Annotated in this window: 12 protein-coding genes, 1 tRNA gene, 3 rRNA genes and 1 other annotated feature; of the genes, 5 read left to right on the top strand and 11 right to left on the bottom strand. The window is 53.2% G+C overall.

The genetic code is table 11. The annotated features are described in order from the left end of the window. Positions 1-126: 126 nt before the first annotated feature. The 8 genes from FZF21_RS16170 to rluD form a co-directional block, all read right to left on the bottom strand. Entirely contained in the window at positions 127-579 is a 453-nt protein-coding gene (locus FZF21_RS16170) for a DUF4385 domain-containing protein (protein ID WP_032619240.1), read from the bottom strand. A gap of 129 nt (positions 580-708) precedes the next feature. Continuing rightward, positions 709-824, bottom strand: a 5S ribosomal RNA gene (gene rrf / locus FZF21_RS16175). A 192-nt stretch (positions 825-1,016) separates the two neighbouring features. Beyond that, a 23S ribosomal RNA gene (locus tag FZF21_RS16180) occupies positions 1,017-3,921 on the bottom strand. A gap of 182 nt (positions 3,922-4,103) precedes the next feature. After that, positions 4,104-4,179: transfer RNA gene (locus FZF21_RS16185), tRNA-Glu, on the bottom strand. 84 nt (positions 4,180-4,263) lie between these two features. Continuing rightward, positions 4,264-5,805, bottom strand: a 16S ribosomal RNA gene (locus FZF21_RS16190). The 16S, 23S and 5S rRNA genes sit together here with 1 tRNA gene alongside, the layout of an rRNA operon. Positions 5,806-6,234: 429 nt before the next feature. Next, positions 6,235-8,808, bottom strand: coding sequence for an ATP-dependent chaperone ClpB (gene clpB / locus FZF21_RS16195; RefSeq protein ID WP_045337481.1), 2,574 nt, complete (start codon positions 8,806-8,808; stop codon positions 6,235-6,237). Between the two features lie 129 nt (positions 8,809-8,937). Further along, positions 8,938-9,669: a purine nucleoside phosphorylase YfiH gene (gene yfiH, locus FZF21_RS16200; RefSeq protein ID WP_040118001.1), complete on the bottom strand. Its 732-nt coding sequence runs from the start codon at positions 9,667-9,669 to the stop codon at positions 8,938-8,940. After that, a complete protein-coding gene (rluD, locus tag FZF21_RS16205; protein WP_017383977.1) occupies positions 9,666-10,646 on the bottom strand; it encodes a 23S rRNA pseudouridine(1911/1915/1917) synthase RluD in 981 nt (326 codons plus the stop codon). The genes yfiH and rluD overlap by 4 nt, the downstream gene beginning before the upstream one ends. 131 nt (positions 10,647-10,777) lie before the next feature. Here rluD and bamD point away from each other — a divergent pair, with 131 nt between their 5' ends. From bamD to pheA, 4 genes are all read left to right on the top strand, one after another. After that, the gene (gene bamD, locus FZF21_RS16210; protein WP_003863164.1) at positions 10,778-11,515 is read left to right on the top strand and encodes an outer membrane protein assembly factor BamD; all 738 of its coding nucleotides are present in this window, start codon (positions 10,778-10,780) and stop codon (positions 11,513-11,515) included. Positions 11,516-11,782: 267 nt separating this feature from the next. Next, positions 11,783-12,124 (top strand): ribosome-associated translation inhibitor RaiA, encoded by a 342-nt coding sequence (raiA, locus tag FZF21_RS16215; RefSeq protein WP_003863162.1) that lies wholly within the window; start codon positions 11,783-11,785, stop codon positions 12,122-12,124. Between the two features lie 104 nt (positions 12,125-12,228). Then, positions 12,229-12,354, top strand: a sequence feature (Phe leader region). After that, a complete protein-coding gene (gene pheL, locus FZF21_RS16220; RefSeq protein ID WP_100229775.1) occupies positions 12,230-12,277 on the top strand; it encodes a pheA operon leader peptide PheL in 48 nt (15 codons plus the stop codon). (Overlaps the previous feature by 48 nt.) A gap of 30 nt (positions 12,355-12,384) precedes the next feature. After that, positions 12,385-13,545 carry a bifunctional chorismate mutase/prephenate dehydratase gene (gene pheA, locus FZF21_RS16225; protein WP_022649058.1) on the top strand — a complete coding sequence of 387 codons (1,161 nt, stop codon included), beginning with the start codon at positions 12,385-12,387 and terminating at the stop codon, positions 13,543-13,545. On the opposite strand, the gene FZF21_RS16230 is transcribed toward pheA, so the two are convergent. Genes FZF21_RS16230 through aroF form a run of 3 tightly spaced genes read right to left on the bottom strand, consistent with a single transcriptional unit; the run spans position 13,542 to position 16,677 of the window. Next, on the bottom strand, positions 13,542-14,414 hold the full coding sequence (locus tag FZF21_RS16230) for an SMP-30/gluconolactonase/LRE family protein (RefSeq protein WP_047055254.1): 873 nt from the start codon (positions 14,412-14,414) through the stop codon (positions 13,542-13,544). The genes pheA and FZF21_RS16230 overlap by 4 nt on opposite strands. A 60-nt stretch (positions 14,415-14,474) precedes the next feature. Then, positions 14,475-15,596 carry a bifunctional chorismate mutase/prephenate dehydrogenase gene (tyrA, locus tag FZF21_RS16235; protein ID WP_149121238.1) on the bottom strand — a complete coding sequence of 374 codons (1,122 nt, stop codon included), beginning with the start codon at positions 15,594-15,596 and terminating at the stop codon, positions 14,475-14,477. A gap of 10 nt (positions 15,597-15,606) precedes the next feature. Next, the gene (gene aroF, locus FZF21_RS16240; RefSeq protein ID WP_006811632.1) at positions 15,607-16,677 is read right to left on the bottom strand and encodes a 3-deoxy-7-phosphoheptulonate synthase AroF; all 1,071 of its coding nucleotides are present in this window, start codon (positions 16,675-16,677) and stop codon (positions 15,607-15,609) included. Positions 16,678-16,889: 212 nt separating this feature from the next. Here aroF and FZF21_RS16245 point away from each other — a divergent pair, with 212 nt between their 5' ends. Beyond that, entirely contained in the window at positions 16,890-17,264 is a 375-nt protein-coding gene (locus FZF21_RS16245) for a DUF2799 domain-containing protein (protein WP_032669369.1), read from the top strand. The last annotated feature ends 7 nt before the right edge of the window (positions 17,265-17,271 follow it).

Consider the following 17,271-nt stretch of genomic DNA (forward strand, 5'->3'; position numbering starts at 1 on the left):
GGGCCATTGCCCACAAACAGTAAAACCGGATTTAAAACGAATCGTTAGGTAAATAAAATGTTTCCAATATGTTTCATTGGATTTTGTGAACTCGATCAGGTATCGAATTATTAGCGGACGTAGTAATTATCCCCACGCTTGCTGGTGAGCCTTTTTTCGCTGCAAATAATCTTCATCGGCACGAATTTTATCCCACCACGTTTTGAACACCGCAGCGGCTTCTGCTTTTACTGGATCGTGATCGAGGGGTTTGACCTGGCGCTTCTCATCATACTTTTTACCGCCTTTATGATTGGCGTATCGTCGGGCACGGGTGTATCCCATCTGTATGAATTTACGCGCCATATCCATGCCGACAAAATCGTTTTTCCTGCGGTATTCTTCAAAAAGGGCGTAGATCTCTTCTGCCGAACGCGCTGCGACTTCAGCATTTTTATAACGCCAGTGCGGCAGGATTTCGCTTTTATAAGGCTCGACCATCAATACGCCCTGCTCACCCCGGCCAACCTGATACCGTTCGGGATGTTCGCGAAAATTAATATTGGCAAAATCTTGTTGATAATCAAAGGGACGAGTCAAAGCGGCACCATTGTTAAAATTGTTTTAACAATTGTAGGCCGGATAAGGGGAAGCCGCCATCCGCCATGTTTTCCCATGTACAAAGCAAAAAACCCCGCACCTTACGGTACGGGGTTCTTCTTGATTGATGCCTGGCAGTTCCCTACTCTCACATGGGGAGACCCCACACTACCATCGGCGCTACGGCGTTTCACTTCTGAGTTCGGCATGGGGTCAGGTGGGACCACCGCGCTACAGCCGCCAGGCAAATTCTTGTGCTCTGTCCTGTGTCTTTCGCACTGATACTGCGTTGGCTGCTCTCGTAAAGTCAGTCACATACCTCAGTATGCTCCTTCCTTTCCTTCGTTTGCCGCCTTGTCTCAGCGCAAAATCCTTCGGACTCTGAATCTAAGCTGAAAATCGTGTCTGTCTCTTCGCCAAAACACCTTCGGCGTTGTAAGGTTAAGCCTCACGGTTCATTAGTATCGGTTAGCTCAACGCATCGCTGCGCTTACACACCCGACCTATCAACGTCGTCGTCTTCAACGTTCCTTCAGGAGACTTAAAGTCTCAGGGAGAACTCATCTCGGGGCAAGTTTCGTGCTTAGATGCTTTCAGCACTTATCTCTTCCGCATTTAGCTACCGGGCAGTGCCATTGGCATGACAACCCGAACACCAGTGATGCGTCCACTCCGGTCCTCTCGTACTAGGAGCAGCCCCCCTCAATTCTCCAGCGCCCACGGCAGATAGGGACCGAACTGTCTCACGACGTTCTAAACCCAGCTCGCGTACCACTTTAAATGGCGAACAGCCATACCCTTGGGACCTACTTCAGCCCCAGGATGTGATGAGCCGACATCGAGGTGCCAAACACCGCCGTCGATATGAACTCTTGGGCGGTATCAGCCTGTTATCCCCGGAGTACCTTTTATCCGTTGAGCGATGGCCCTTCCATTCAGAACCACCGGATCACTATGACCTGCTTTCGCACCTGCTCGCGCCGTCACGCTCGCAGTCAAGCTGGCTTATGCCATTGCACTAACCTCCTGATGTCCGACCAGGATTAGCCAACCTTCGTGCTCCTCCGTTACTCTTTGGGAGGAGACCGCCCCAGTCAAACTACCCACCAGACACTGTCCGCAACCCGGGTAACGGGTCTACGTTAGAACACCAGCCATTAAAGGGTGGTATTTCAAGGTTGGCTCCACGCAGACTGGCGTCCACGCTTCAAAGCCTCCCACCTATCCTACACATCAAGGACCAGTGTTCAGTGTCAAGCTATAGTAAAGGTTCACGGGGTCTTTCCGTCTTGCCGCGGGTACACTGCATCTTCACAGCGAGTTCAATTTCACTGAGTCTCGGGTGGAGACAGCCTGGCCATCATTACGCCATTCGTGCAGGTCGGAACTTACCCGACAAGGAATTTCGCTACCTTAGGACCGTTATAGTTACGGCCGCCGTTTACCGGGGCTTCGATCAAGAGCTTCGCGTTGCCGCTAACCCCATCAATTAACCTTCCGGCACCGGGCAGGCGTCACACCGTATACGTCCACTTTCGTGTTTGCACAGTGCTGTGTTTTTAATAAACAGTTGCAGCCAGCTGGTATCTTCGACTGATTTCAGCTCCGCCCGCAGGGGCTTCACCTACACATCAGCGTGCCTTCTCCCGAAGTTACGGCACCATTTTGCCTAGTTCCTTCACCCGAGTTCTCTCAAGCGCCTTGGTATTCTCTACCTGACCACCTGTGTCGGTTTGGGGTACGATTTCGTGTTACCTGATGCTTAGAGGCTTTTCCTGGAAGCAGGGCATTTATCACTTCAGCACCGTAGTGCCTCGTCATCACACCTCAGCGTTAACAAGGTACCGGATTTACCTGGAACCTCCGCCTACATGCTTAAACCGGGACAACCGTCGCCCGGCTGACATAGCCTTCTCCGTCCCCCCTTCGCAGTAACACCAAGTACAGGAATATTAACCTGTTTCCCATCGACTACGCCTTTCGGCCTCGCCTTAGGGGTCGACTCACCCTGCCCCGATTAACGTTGGACAGGAACCCTTGGTCTTCCGGCGAGCGGGCTTTTCACCCGCTTTATCGTTACTTATGTCAGCATTCGCACTTCTGATACCTCCAGCATGCCTCACAGCACACCTTCAACGGCTTACAGAACGCTCCCCTACCCAACAACACATAGTGTCGCTGCCGCAGCTTCGGTGCATGGTTTAGCCCCGTTACATCTTCCGCGCAGGCCGACTCGACCAGTGAGCTATTACGCTTTCTTTAAATGATGGCTGCTTCTAAGCCAACATCCTGGCTGTCTGTGCCTTCCCACATCGTTTCCCACTTAACCATGACTTTGGGACCTTAGCTGGCGGTCTGGGTTGTTTCCCTCTTCACGACGGACGTTAGCACCCGCCGTGTGTCTCCCGTGATAACATTCTTCGGTATTCGTAGTTTGCATCGGGTTGGTAAGCCGGGATGGCCCCCTAGCCGAAACAGTGCTCTACCCCCGAAGATGAATTCACGAGGCGCTACCTAAATAGCTTTCGGGGAGAACCAGCTATCTCCCGGTTTGATTGGCCTTTCACCCCCAGCCACAGGTCATCCGCTAATTTTTCAACATTAGTCGGTTCGGTCCTCCAGTTAGTGTTACCCAACCTTCAACCTGCCCATGGCTAGATCACCGGGTTTCGGGTCTATACCCTGCAACTTAACGCCCAGTTAAGACTCGGTTTCCCTTCGGCTCCCCTATACGGTTAACCTTGCTACAGAATATAAGTCGCTGACCCATTATACAAAAGGTACGCAGTCACCCCATAAAGAGGCTCCCACTGCTTGTACGTACACGGTTTCAGGTTCTTTTTCACTCCCCTCGCCGGGGTTCTTTTCGCCTTTCCCTCACGGTACTGGTTCACTATCGGTCAGTCAGGAGTATTTAGCCTTGGAGGATGGTCCCCCCATATTCAGACAGGATACCACGTGTCCCGCCCTACTCTTCGAGTTCACAGCATGTGCATTTTCGTGTACGGGACTATCACCCTGTACCGTCGGACTTTCCAGACCGTTCCACTAACACACAAGCTGATTCAGACTCCGGGCTGCTCCCCGTTCGCTCGCCGCTACTGGGGGAATCTCGGTTGATTTCTTTTCCTCGGGGTACTTAGATGTTTCAGTTCCCCCGGTTCGCCTCGTTAACCTATGTATTCAGTTAACGATAGTGCAACGGATTGCACTGGGTTTCCCCATTCGGACATCGCCGGGTCAAAGGTTCATATCACCTCGCCGGCGCTTTTCGCAGATTAGCACGTCCTTCATCGCCTCTGACTGCCAGGGCATCCACCGTGTACGCTTAGTCGCTTAACCTCACAACCCGAAGATGTTTCACTTCTGATTGCGAAAATTTGAGAGACTCGAACACACATGAGCTGTGTGTCGTTTCAATTTTCAGCTTGATCCAGATTTTTAAAGAGCAAATATCTCAAACATGACTCGCAAGTCAGTTTTGAGATATGACGGCAGGTGACTTTCACTCACGAACCAGCAAGTGGCGTCCCCTAGGGGATTCGAACCCCTGTTACCGCCGTGAAAGGGCGGTGTCCTGGGCCTCTAGACGAAGGGGACGTACAGTCTCAATCGCAAGACGCCTTGCTATTTACTTTTCATCAGACAATCTGTGTGAGCACTGCAAAGGCAGGTTCTTTAAGGTAAGGAGGTGATCCAACCGCAGGTTCCCCTACGGTTACCTTGTTACGACTTCACCCCAGTCATGAATCACAAAGTGGTAAGCGCCCTCCCGAAGGTTAAGCTACCTACTTCTTTTGCAACCCACTCCCATGGTGTGACGGGCGGTGTGTACAAGGCCCGGGAACGTATTCACCGTGGCATTCTGATCCACGATTACTAGCGATTCCGACTTCATGGAGTCGAGTTGCAGACTCCAATCCGGACTACGACGCACTTTATGAGGTCCGCTTGCTCTCGCGAGGTCGCTTCTCTTTGTATGCGCCATTGTAGCACGTGTGTAGCCCTACTCGTAAGGGCCATGATGACTTGACGTCATCCCCACCTTCCTCCAGTTTATCACTGGCAGTCTCCTTTGAGTTCCCGGCCTAACCGCTGGCAACAAAGGATAAGGGTTGCGCTCGTTGCGGGACTTAACCCAACATTTCACAACACGAGCTGACGACAGCCATGCAGCACCTGTCTCAGAGTTCCCGAAGGCACCAATCCATCTCTGGAAAGTTCTCTGGATGTCAAGAGTAGGTAAGGTTCTTCGCGTTGCATCGAATTAAACCACATGCTCCACCGCTTGTGCGGGCCCCCGTCAATTCATTTGAGTTTTAACCTTGCGGCCGTACTCCCCAGGCGGTCGACTTAACGCGTTAGCTCCGGAAGCCACGCCTCAAGGGCACAACCTCCAAGTCGACATCGTTTACGGCGTGGACTACCAGGGTATCTAATCCTGTTTGCTCCCCACGCTTTCGCACCTGAGCGTCAGTCTTTGTCCAGGGGGCCGCCTTCGCCACCGGTATTCCTCCAGATCTCTACGCATTTCACCGCTACACCTGGAATTCTACCCCCCTCTACAAGACTCTAGCCTGCCAGTTTCGAATGCAGTTCCCAGGTTGAGCCCGGGGATTTCACATCCGACTTGACAGACCGCCTGCGTGCGCTTTACGCCCAGTAATTCCGATTAACGCTTGCACCCTCCGTATTACCGCGGCTGCTGGCACGGAGTTAGCCGGTGCTTCTTCTGCGGGTAACGTCAATCGACAAGGTTATTAACCTTATCGCCTTCCTCCCCGCTGAAAGTACTTTACAACCCGAAGGCCTTCTTCATACACGCGGCATGGCTGCATCAGGCTTGCGCCCATTGTGCAATATTCCCCACTGCTGCCTCCCGTAGGAGTCTGGACCGTGTCTCAGTTCCAGTGTGGCTGGTCATCCTCTCAGACCAGCTAGGGATCGTCGCCTAGGTGAGCCGTTACCCCACCTACTAGCTAATCCCATCTGGGCACATCCGATGGCAAGAGGCCCGAAGGTCCCCCTCTTTGGTCTTGCGACGTTATGCGGTATTAGCTACCGTTTCCAGTAGTTATCCCCCTCCATCAGGCAGTTTCCCAGACATTACTCACCCGTCCGCCACTCGTCAGCGAAGCAGCAAGCTGCTTCCTGTTACCGTTCGACTTGCATGTGTTAGGCCTGCCGCCAGCGTTCAATCTGAGCCATGATCAAACTCTTCAATTTAAAAGTTTGATGCTCAATGAATTAAACTTCGTAATGAATTACGTGTTCACTCGTTGAGACTTGGTATTCATTTAGTGTCCGAGGACATTAAGAATCCATGTCACTTTGAGTGCCCACACAGATTGTCTGATAAATTGTTAAAGAGCAGTGCCGCTTCGTTTTCGCTGCGGCGCGGGGTGTGCATATTACGCTTTCCCGCTTCAGAGTCAAGCGTTTGTTTTGCTTTTCTCTGCTGACCCGGCGGCTTGCGTGCCGTTGTTCCGTGTCAGTGGAGGCGCATTATAGGGAGTAATTCCGAACCTGCAAGGATAAAGTGAAAATTATTTACTGACCGCTCATTTTCCAGGCAAATCACATCCCAGACCTCAATTTTCGCCTGGTTTTTAAACAAAAACGAGCCGCAAGCGGCCCGTTTTTGCGTTTTGTGACTTACTGCACTGCCACAATGCGATCGTCGTTGGCTTCCAGACGAATAACTTTGCCCGGAACCAGCTCCCCAGAGAGGATTTGCTGTGCCAGCGGGTTTTCGATCTGCTGCTGGATAGCACGTTTTAACGGACGCGCACCATAAACAGGATCGTAACCATTCTCGCTCAGCAGTTTCAGCGCATCGTCGGAAATGTGGATTTCATACCCACGCTCTTCCAGACGTTTGTACAGACGCTGCAACTGGATCTGCGCAATCGACGCGATGTGTTTCTCGCCCAGCGGATGGAACACGACCACTTCATCAATACGGTTGATGAACTCCGGACGGAAGTTTTGGCTGACCACACCCAGCACAAGATCTTTCATATGGCTGTAATCCAGCTCACCGAAGCGTTCCTGAATCAAATCGGAACCCAGGTTCGAGGTCATGATCACCACCGTGTTACGGAAGTCGACCGTTCTTCCCTGCCCGTCCGTCAGACGCCCATCATCCAGCACCTGCAACAGAATGTTAAACACGTCAGGATGAGCCTTTTCCACTTCATCCAGCAGGATGACGGAATAAGGACGACGACGAACCGCTTCCGTCAGGTAACCGCCCTCTTCGTAACCGACATATCCTGGAGGCGCACCGACCAGACGCGAGACGGCGTGTTTCTCCATAAACTCGGACATATCGATACGCACCATCGCGTCATCGCTGTCGAACATAAAGTTAGCCAGCGCTTTACACAGCTCGGTTTTACCGACACCGGTTGGCCCCAGGAACAGGAACGAGCCGATTGGACGATTCGGATCGGACAGCCCCGCACGGCTACGACGAATGGCGTTAGATACCGCTTCGACCGCTTCGTTCTGTCCAATGACGCGCTGATGCAGATCCTGCTCCATACGCAGCAGTTTCTCGCGTTCGCTTTCCATCATGCGAGCCACAGGAATGCCCGTCCAGCGCGCCAGCACTTCGGCAATCTCGGCATCCGTCACTTTATTACGCAACAGACGCATGGTTTTGCCTTCCGATTGCGTGGCGATCTCTAGCTGTTTTTCCAGCTCAGGGATCTTGCCGTACTGTAGCTCGGACATCCGCGCCAGATCTCCTACGCGACGGGCCTGCTCAATGGCAATTTTCGCCTGCTCCAGCTCCGCCTTGATTGTCTGGGTGCCAGAGAGGGAGGCTTTCTCAGCTTTCCACTCTTCTTCCAGCTCAGAATACTGACGCTCTTTCTCGTCCAGTTCTTCGTTAAGCATATCGAGGCGTTTCTTACTCGCTTCGTCAGACTCTTTGTTCAGCGCCTGCTGTTCCAGCTTGAGCTGGATAATGCGGCGATCGAGCCGGTCCAGCTCTTCCGGTTTCGAGTCAATCTGCATACGGATGCTGGACGCCGCTTCATCGATAAGGTCGATGGCTTTATCCGGCAACTGACGGTCGGCAATGTAACGATGCGAAAGCGTCGCCGCCGCAACGATGGCCGGGTCAGTGATCTGCACGTGATGGTGCAGCTCATAACGCTCTTTCAGACCACGCAAAATGGCGATGGTATCTTCAACGCTTGGTTCAGCGACAAACACCTTCTGGAAACGACGCTCCAGCGCGGCATCTTTTTCAATGTACTGACGATACTCGTCCAGCGTAGTGGCGCCGACGCAGTGAAGTTCACCACGTGCCAGCGCAGGTTTCAGCATGTTCCCGGCATCCATTGCGCCGTCAGCTTTACCCGCCCCCACCATGGTGTGCAGTTCGTCGATAAACAGGATGACGTTACCTTCCTGTTTCGCCAGATCGTTCAGCACGCCTTTCAGACGCTCTTCAAATTCACCGCGGTATTTCGCCCCGGCCACCAGCGCGCCCATATCCAGCGCCAGTACGCGACGGCCTTTCAGCCCTTCGGGCACTTCGCCATTAACGATACGCTGCGCCAGCCCTTCAACGATGGCGGTTTTACCGACGCCAGGCTCACCAATCAGCACCGGGTTGTTTTTGGTACGACGTTGCAGTACCTGGATAGTCCGACGAATTTCTTCGTCACGGCCGATTACCGGGTCAAGTTTGCCCTGCTCGGCACGTTCGGTCAGGTCGACCGTAAATTTCTTCAAAGCCTGACGTTGGTCTTCGGCTCCCTGGTCGTTCACGCTTTCACCTCCGCGCATTTTCTCAATCGCCTGGGTCACATTAGCGGTGGTTGCACCGGCGGATTTCAGCAGGTCGGTTAAGGTACCGCGTGATTCAAGCGCCGCCAGAACAAACAGCTCTGACGAAATAAAGTTGTCCCCACGTTTTTGCGCCAGCTTGTCGCAAAGGTTCAGCACGCGCACCAGATCCTGCGACGGCTGCACGTCGCCGCCGGTACCTTCTACCTGCGGTAAACGGCTCAGCGCCTGATCGATGGCGGTGCGTAACTGGCCGGCATTAATGCCAGCGGACGTTAATAAAGGACGTACCGATCCCCCTTCCTGATTCAGCAAGGCGCTCATTAAATGAAGAGGTTCGATAAATTGGTTGTCGTGCCCCAGTGCGAGGGACTGGGCATCGGCGAGAGCAAGCTGGAATTTATTAGTAAGACGATCCAGACGCATAACTCCTCCCATAACAGGTCAAATTTGCTACTGGAGATTAAATGAGGTCATCCCTCAATTATTCAAGGTTAATAACCTGAATTATGTGAAAAGAAAACGGCGCGTACCGGATCGTCTTGATTCTTTAGGTTATATCAGCCAAATGAAACTTGCCATACGACCTGTCGTCTTGTCGCGGCGATAGGAGAAAAAATCACCCTTTTCGCTGAAGGTACAGCGATCTCCGCCGAAGATTTGGGTCACGCCGACGTTATTCAGGCGCTGGCGGGCAAGCTGATAAATATCGGCCAGATATTTATCTCCGGAAGCCACAAACGCTTCGACCGCCTGCGGATCTTTTTCCATAAAGGCATCGCGCACTTCGGGCCCGACCTCAAACGCCTGCGGGCCAATCGCCGGGCCAAGCCAGGCGATGAGATTTGCAGAATCGTCATGGAAGCAGGCAACGGTCTCTTCCAGCACGCCTTCGCACAGGCCTCGCCATCCGGCGTGGGCAGCAGCCACTTCAGTTCCTGCCTTATTGCAGAACAACACCGGCAGGCAATCAGCAGTCATCACCGCGCAAACCGTTCCCGGCGTATTGCTGTACGAAGCATCGGCGCGCTTAGACGCATAGGGCTCCCCCGTCAGCTTCAGCACCGCTTTACCGTGCACCTGCTCAAGCCAGACCGGTTTTGAAGGAAGGTTTCCCGCAGCAAAGAGGCGTTTACGGTTCTCTTCAACGTGCTCCAGGTTATCGCCACAGTGCGCACCGAGGTTCAGAGACTCCCACGCGCCCTGGCTCACGCCACCGATACGGGTTGAACTACAGGCGGCCACGCCTTCAGGCAGTGGCCACTCCGGGACAATCAGTTTGGTCATAACCAGTCCACGTGATCCTTATGTTCTTCGAAATCTGCGCGCATCGCGTCGATAAGTTCCACCATATCCTGTGGGATCGGCGCATGCCATTCCATCTGAATTCCAGTAATTGGGTGATAAAGACGCAGCATCGTCGCATGCAGCGCCTGGCGATCGAATTTACGCAGCACGGAGATGAATTCATCCGATGCGCCCTTTGGTGGACGCGGACGACCGCCGTAAACCGGGTCACCCACCAGCGGATGGGTAATATGCGCCATGTGCACGCGGATCTGATGAGTACGCCCGGTTTCCAGGCGCAGACGCAGGCGCGTATGAATACGGAAATGTTCCATGATGCGGTAGTGGGTTACCGCCGGTTTACCCATTGGGTGTACGGACATATGCGTACGCTTGGTTGGGTGACGGCTGATAGGCTCTTCCACCGTGCCGCCAGAGGTCATATGACCAATCGCCACCGCTTCATACTCACGGGTAATTTCGCGCAATTGCAAAGATTCCACCAGGCGAGTCTGAGCTGGGACCGTCTTCGCCACCACCATCAGACCCGTGGTGTCTTTATCCAGACGGTGAACGATACCGGCACGCGGTACGTCGGCAATCGGCGGATAATAATGAAGGAGAGCGTTAAGTACCGTACCGTCAGGATTGCCCGCGCCCGGATGAACAACAAAGTCGCGCGGCTTGTTGATGACCAGAATATCGTCATCTTCGTAGACGATATCCAGCGGGATATCCTGCGGCTCGAAGCGGACTTCCTCTTCGATTTCAGCATTGATGGCGACAGCTTCCCCACCAAACACTTTCTCTTTTGGTTTGTCCCAGATCTTGCCGTTTACCAGCACGCGCTGGTCAAGGATCCATTCTTTTATGCGTGAACGCGAATAATCAGGGAACAATTCGGCCAAAGCCTGATCTAAGCGTTGACCGAGCTGATTTTCGGAGACTGTTGCGGTGAGTTCTACTCGTTGTGCCATAAACTGCTTCTTCGTTTAACGTTGGGTTTTACGGCTTTGCCGTTTAATATAGTGTGCTATTGTAGCTGGTCTTAATCGGGAGCAGGAACTGAGTTTCTCCCGGACAAACATTTGAGGAAAGTCAAAACGTCATGACGCGCATGAAATATCTGGTGGCAGCGGCCACGTTGAGCCTGGCTTTGGTGGGCTGCTCCGGTTCGAATGAACAGGTCCCTGACAATCCGCCGAATGAAATCTATGCGACTGCACAACAAAAGTTGCAGGACGGTAACTGGAAACAGGCGATAACGCAACTGGAAGCGTTGGATAATCGCTATCCATTTGGCCCGTATTCGCAGCAGGTACAGTTAGATCTTATCTACGCCTACTACAAAAATGCCGATCTGCCGCTGGCTCAGGCAACCATCGATCGTTTCATGCGTCTGAACCCTACCCATCCTAACATCGATTACGTGATGTACATGCGCGGCCTGACTAACATGGCGCTGGATGATAGTGCATTGCAGGGCTTCTTCGGGGTGGATCGTTCCGACCGTGACCCGCAACATGCGCGTGATGCTTTCAATGACTTCTCCAAACTGGTGCGTAGCTACCCGAACAGCCAGTACATTACCGATGCCACTAAGCGTCTGGTATTCCTGAAAGATCGTCTGGCGAAATATGAGTACTCCGTTGCGGAATACTACACCCGCCGTGGCGCATGGGTTGCCGTGGTTAACCGTGTAGAAGGCATGCTGCGTGATTATCCGGATACCCAGGCCACGCGTGATGGCCTGAAGCTGATGGAAAATGCGTATCGCCAGATGCAGATGACGGCTCAGGCTGACAAAGTGGCGAAAATCATCGCCGCGAACAGCAGCAACACCTGATACCGCTACAACGCATAACGGCAGCCCGCGGGCTGCCGTTTTTTTATTCTTTCACACTTACGCTGAAGCGGTTTAGCTTCAACACATCCATTCAACTATGACCGCAATTGTTGGCTTCGACAAGGTAAATCTCACCTCTTCCTGCCCTGCCTCACAAAAAAGATTCCCTGACAAAAACCGACAAAATAACGTGATCTAAATCACACATTTTGACATTAGGTCGGGTATGCTGGAATCACCAAGACGGAAAGACAAGAGGTAAAATTTATGACAATGAACATTACCAGTAAACAAATGGAAATTACTCCGGCAATCCGCCAGCACGTCGCAGACCGTCTCGCCAAACTGGATAAATGGCAAACACATTTGATTAATCCACATATCATCCTGTCCAAGGAGCCGCAGGGTTTCATCGCTGATGCAACTATCAATACTCCAAACGGCCATCTGGTCGCCAGCGCAAAACACGAGGATATGTACACCGCAATTAACGATTTGATCAACAAGCTGGAACGGCAGCTCAATAAAGTGCAACACAAAGGTGAAGCACGTCGCGCCGCAACCTCGGTGAAAGACGCCAGCTTCGCGGAAGAAGTTGAAGAAGAGTAATCCTCTAAAATTGAGTGTACCGACAACGCGCCTTCGGGCGCGTTTTTTATTGACAGGATCAAAACAGTGCAGGTACTTTAACCCTATCAATTTCAGGATGACTTTATGAAACAGACGCCGTTTTTCTTCGCATTCTTTTTTACCTTCCCCTGACCGGGAGGCGTTTCGTCGTGTGATAAAGAATGCGAAGACGAACAACAAGGCCTCCCACACCGGGAGGCCTTTTTTATTGATAACGATAAAATGAGACAGACAACACTATGACACCGGAAAACCCGCTCCTGGATTTACGCGTAAAAATCAGTGCACTCGACGAAAAATTACTGGCCCTGCTGGCAGAACGCCGCGCGCTCGCCGTTGAAGTGGGCAAAGCCAAGCTCGAGTCCCATCGGCCGGTGCGCGATATCGATCGCGAACGTGATTTACTGGAACGGTTGATTCAACTCGGCAAAGCGCATCATCTGGATGCGCACTACATCACCCGCCTGTTCCAGCTCATCATCGAAGACTCCGTTCTGACGCAACAAGCCCTGCTCCAGCAGCATCTGAACAAAACCAACCCGCACTCTGCTCGTATCGCTTTCCTCGGCCCGAAAGGCTCCTATTCTCACCTGGCGGCTCGCCAGTACGCAGCCCGACATTTCGAAGAGTTTATTGAGAGCGGCTGCGCGAAATTTGCAGACATCTTCAACCAGGTCGAAACCGGCCAGGCAGATTACGCCGTGGTGCCTATTGAGAACACCAGTTCCGGCGCCATCAACGATGTTTACGATCTGCTCCAGCACACCAGCCTGTCGTTAGTCGGCGAGTTGACTATCCCTATCGATCACTGTGTGCTGGTCTCTGGCTCAACCGATCTGAGTCAGATCGAAACGGTGTACAGCCACCCGCAGCCGTTCCAGCAGTGCAGCCAGTTCCTGAACCGTTATCCGCACTGGAAAATTGAATACACCGAAAGCACCTCGGCGGCGATGGAAAAAGTGGCGCAGGCAAACTCTTCTGCCGTCGCGGCTCTCGGTAGCGAAGCGGGCGGCGCGCTGTATGGCTTACAGGTGCTGGAACGCAATCTGGCCAACCAGACGCAGAATATCACCCGTTTCGTGGTTCTGGCCCGCAAGGCCATCAACGTGTCGGACCAGGTCCCGGCGAAAACCACCCTGCTGATGGCGACCGGCCAGCAGGCGGGTGCGCTGGTTGAAGCGCTGCTGGTGCTGCGTAATCACAACCTGATCATGACGAAGCTGGAATCCCGCCCAATACATGGCAACCCGTGGGAAGAAATGTTTTATCTCGACGTTCAGGCCAACCTGGAGTCTGCGTCTATGCAGAAAGCCCTGCGCGAACTGGGCGAGATCACACGCTCCATGAAAGTGCTGGGCTGCTATCCGAGCGAAACCGTGGTCCCGGTCGATCCGGCTTAATGTTCGATAAAGCGGCTTTTCTTCATCCCTGCCACATTTACAGGCAGGGTGAAGATGGCACCGGAAAGCGGGTATTTCGCCAGCTCCTCCGCCTCCATATTTTCCCGCGTGGTGGTGATAAACAGCGTTTTCATATCGTCGCCGCCAAAGCAGACCATTGTCGGGCAGCGTACCGGCAGCCGATACTCTTCCAGCTGTTCGCCTTGCGGTGAAAACCGTGCGATACGCCAGCCGTCAAACAGTGCGCTCCAGTAGCAGCCTTCCTCATCCATTGCCGCTCCGTCGGGTATACCGTCTCCCTCGCTAAACCGGCGAAACTCTTCGCGCTTACCGGGTTCCCCCTGCTCATCAAGCGGCGTACGGTAGATCACACCGTTCGGCGTATCAGAAGTAAACATCCATCGTTTGTCAGGACTAAACGCTAAACCGTTATGCCCGTGAATATCGCACTGGATCACTTTCGGCGTTAGGTCGTTGTCGATACGCATCAGCATGGCGCCGTTATAATCTCCCGGCCCCCAGAACGTGCCCGCATAAAACCGTCCCTGATGATCGGTACCGCCATCGTTAAAGCGTGCAAGCTGCGGGTTGGATGGGTTATCGCAAACTTTACGCTGGAGCAGACCGTGTTTATCGGTCAGCCAGATGGCGTTTCGCATCGCGACGATAAATCCGCCGCGTTCACGCAGGGCAAAACACCCAACTTCTTCATGGAATGAGAGCACCGAGTGCTCTGCGGTGGGCAGATGGTACCGATGGATCTCCCCTTCCAGGATATCCGCCCAGTAGAGCGCCTTCTCTTCTGCACTCCACGTCGGGCATTCGGGCAGATGCCCGGTATAGTTCAACAGCAGCTGCGGTTCAGCCATGACAGTTCCCCAAAATGAAAAAAGCCAGCAATGCTGGCTTTCAGTATATACATCATCGCATTACTGGCGACTGTCATTTGCCTGGCGCAACAGCGTGCGGCTTTCACTCTGGAATCGCGTGGCGTAATCACCGAACCAGTGCTCCACTTTACGGAAACTGTCGATAAAGGCTTGTTTATCGCCGTGTTCCAGCAAGGTGATCGCTTCGCCAAAACGCTGATAATAGCGCTTGATCAGCGCCAGATTATTTTCAGACGACATGATGATGTCGGCGTAAAGCTGCGGATCCTGGGCAAACAGTCGCCCGACCATCGCCAGCTCCAGACGATAGATTGGCGAGGAAAGCGCCAGCAATTGTTCAAGCTGAACGTTCTCTTCCGCCAGGTGCAGCCCATAGGCGAAGGTTGCAAAGTGGCGCAGCGCCTGAATAAACGCCATGTTCTGGTCATGCTCTACCGCGCTAATGCGGTGCAAACGTGCTCCCCAGACCTGGATCTGTTCCAGGAACCACTGGTAGGCTTCCGGCTGCCGTCCGTCACAGTAAACCACTACCTGCTTCGCCAGGCTTCCGCTGTCCGGGCCAAACATCGGGTGTAACCCAAGCACGGGGCCAGTGTGCGCCGCCAGCATTGCCTGTAACGGACCATTTTTAACGGAGGCCAGGTCCACTAGAATACAATCTTCCGGCAGCGGAGGAAGTTTCGCGATTATTTGCTCCGTCACATGGATCGGCACGCTGACGATAACCATTCCGGCGTCTTTCATCAGCTCCGGCGCGTGCGACCAGTCCTCTTTCTCCAGAATACGCACCTGATAGCCAGAAAGCGTCAGCATTTTCTCAAACAGACGCCCCATCTGCCCGTCACCACCGACGATAACCACCGGGCGCAGCGACGGACAGAGGGTTTTGAAGCCCTTGTCGTTTTCGCTGGAATAGGACTCCCGCATCACGCGACGCAGGACGTCCTCAATCAAATCAGGTGATACGCCCAGGGCCTGTGCCTCTTTACGGCGGGAGGCGAGCATAGAGGCCTCACGCTCCGGAACGTAAATCGGCAGTCCGTATTTACTTTTAACCTCGCCGACCTCAGCAACCAGTGCCATGCGGCGCGCCAGAAGATCCAGCAACGCCTTATCCACTTCATCAATTTGATCGCGTAATGCGGTCAATTCAGCAACCATAACTACCCTCTTATGCCAGACGCGTCGCCAGCTGGCCGTTCAAATCTTTGTGGATCTCACGCAGCAGCGCATCGGTGGTTTCCCAGCTAATGCAGGCATCGGTGACCGAGACGCCGGGCTTCATCGCGCTACGCGGCTGTTCCGATGACTGATTGCCTTCATGAATATTACTTTCAATCATCAGGCCGATAATTGAACGGTTGCCATCTTTAATCTGAGCAATCACAGATTCTGCAACCGCAGGCTGGCGACGGTAATCTTTATTCGAATTACCATGACTGCAATCTACCATCAGCGCCGGACGCAGTCCCGCCTGTTCCATCTCTTTTTCACACTGCGCGACATCCGCCGGGCTGTAGTTTGGCGCTTTACCACCGCGCAGGATCACATGCCCGTCCGGGTTGCCCTGCGTTTGCAGCAGGCATACCTGGCCCGCCTGGTTGATCCCGACAAAACGATGGGGCATGGCGGCGGCGCGCATGGCGTTAATCGCCGTGGCCAGGCTGCCGTCGGTACCGTTTTTAAAACCAACCGGCATAGACAGGCCAGACGCCATCTCGCGGTGGGTTTGTGACTCGGTGGTGCGCGCCCCAATCGCAGACCAGCTAAACAGATCGCCGAGGTACTGCGGGCTGTTCGGATCCAGCGCCTCGGTTGCCAGCGGCAGCCCCATGCTGACCAGCTCTACCAGCAGGCGACGCGCAATCTTCAGGCCGGCTTCCACATCAAACGAGCCATCCATGTGCGGATCGTTGATCAACCCTTTCCAGCCAACGGTCGTACGTGGCTTCTCAAAATAGACGCGCATCACCAGATAGAGGCTATCGCTGACCTCCTCCGCTAATGCTTTAAATCGACGAGCGTACTCAATGGCGGTTTCAGGATCGTGAATAGAGCAAGGACCACATACCACCAGCAGGCGCGGATCGCGGCCAGCGATAATGTCAGAAATGGTCTGGCGCGAGTGCTCAATCTGAGCTTCCTGCGCGACGCTCAGCGGGAATTCCGCCTTCAGTTGATCCGGGGTGATTAACACCTGTTCGTCAGTGATATGTACGTTGTTCAGCGCGTCTTTTTGCATGATTGCGATCCTGTCAAACTCGTTTGCGATAGTGGTTTTCCTCGAAGAGGTGACACAACGATATCACATTAAGTAAAGATTTCAATCCAAAATACGTACACATTACTTTACATCAACCCTTTAATTGCAAAAGTCATGGCCTAAATTCGTAAATTTAAAATTACACACGCACGCCTGTAAGTCAGGCTATGCTCACAAAAAGGAGAATAGCCATGCGTTCAATTATTTTTATGTTGTTGTCGCTGATTTTGTCGGGTTGCCAGATCAATCCTTATACTTTTCAGCCTGACTGGACCAGCCCGGACTGGTTCACGGCCGGTAAAGAAGACGCTATGAATGGTGTTCCGGTTAAAGATAACCAGGCTCTGGCCGATAGTTTTAATGACCCTCAGGTTGATCGAGCGGAATATCTTCGTGGCTACGCTGACGGACAGAAAAAAATATGCGAAGAGGGCTTTATTCACGCCTGGGGATTAGCGGGCAAATCATTTCCTGCCAGCTGCGATGCAACTGAAAATGCAGTAAAACTGCATGAATCCTGGCAACAAGGATTGGATGAAAGTATGCGTTCCAGCAGGCTTAATTGAGCCTGCC

Origin of the sequence: Enterobacter sp. LU1 (genome assembly GCF_008271405.2) — a bacterium.
GTDB classification, from domain to species: Bacteria; Pseudomonadota; Gammaproteobacteria; order Enterobacterales; family Enterobacteriaceae; genus Enterobacter; species Enterobacter hormaechei_C.

Bases quoted from the DNA above. Each gene is read 5' to 3' on its own strand.
- clpB (WP_045337481.1), bottom strand. From the start codon at position 8,808: ATGCGTCTGGATCGTCTTACTAATAAATTCCAGCTTGCTCTCGCCGAT.
- yfiH (WP_040118001.1), bottom strand. From the start codon at position 9,669: ATGACCAAACTGATTGTCCCGGAGTGGCCACTGCCTGAAGGCGTGGCC.
- rluD (WP_017383977.1), bottom strand. From the start codon at position 10,646: ATGGCACAACGAGTAGAACTCACCGCAACAGTCTCCGAAAATCAGCTC.
- bamD (WP_003863164.1), top strand. From the start codon at position 10,778: ATGACGCGCATGAAATATCTGGTGGCAGCGGCCACGTTGAGCCTGGCT.
- raiA (WP_003863162.1), top strand. From the start codon at position 11,783: ATGACAATGAACATTACCAGTAAACAAATGGAAATTACTCCGGCAATC.
- pheA (WP_022649058.1), top strand. From the start codon at position 12,385: ATGACACCGGAAAACCCGCTCCTGGATTTACGCGTAAAAATCAGTGCA.
- FZF21_RS16230 (WP_047055254.1), bottom strand. From the start codon at position 14,414: ATGGCTGAACCGCAGCTGCTGTTGAACTATACCGGGCATCTGCCCGAA.
- tyrA (WP_149121238.1), bottom strand. From the start codon at position 15,596: ATGGTTGCTGAATTGACCGCATTACGCGATCAAATTGATGAAGTGGAT.
- aroF (WP_006811632.1), bottom strand. From the start codon at position 16,677: ATGCAAAAAGACGCGCTGAACAACGTACATATCACTGACGAACAGGTG.
- FZF21_RS16245 (WP_032669369.1), top strand. From the start codon at position 16,890: ATGCGTTCAATTATTTTTATGTTGTTGTCGCTGATTTTGTCGGGTTGC.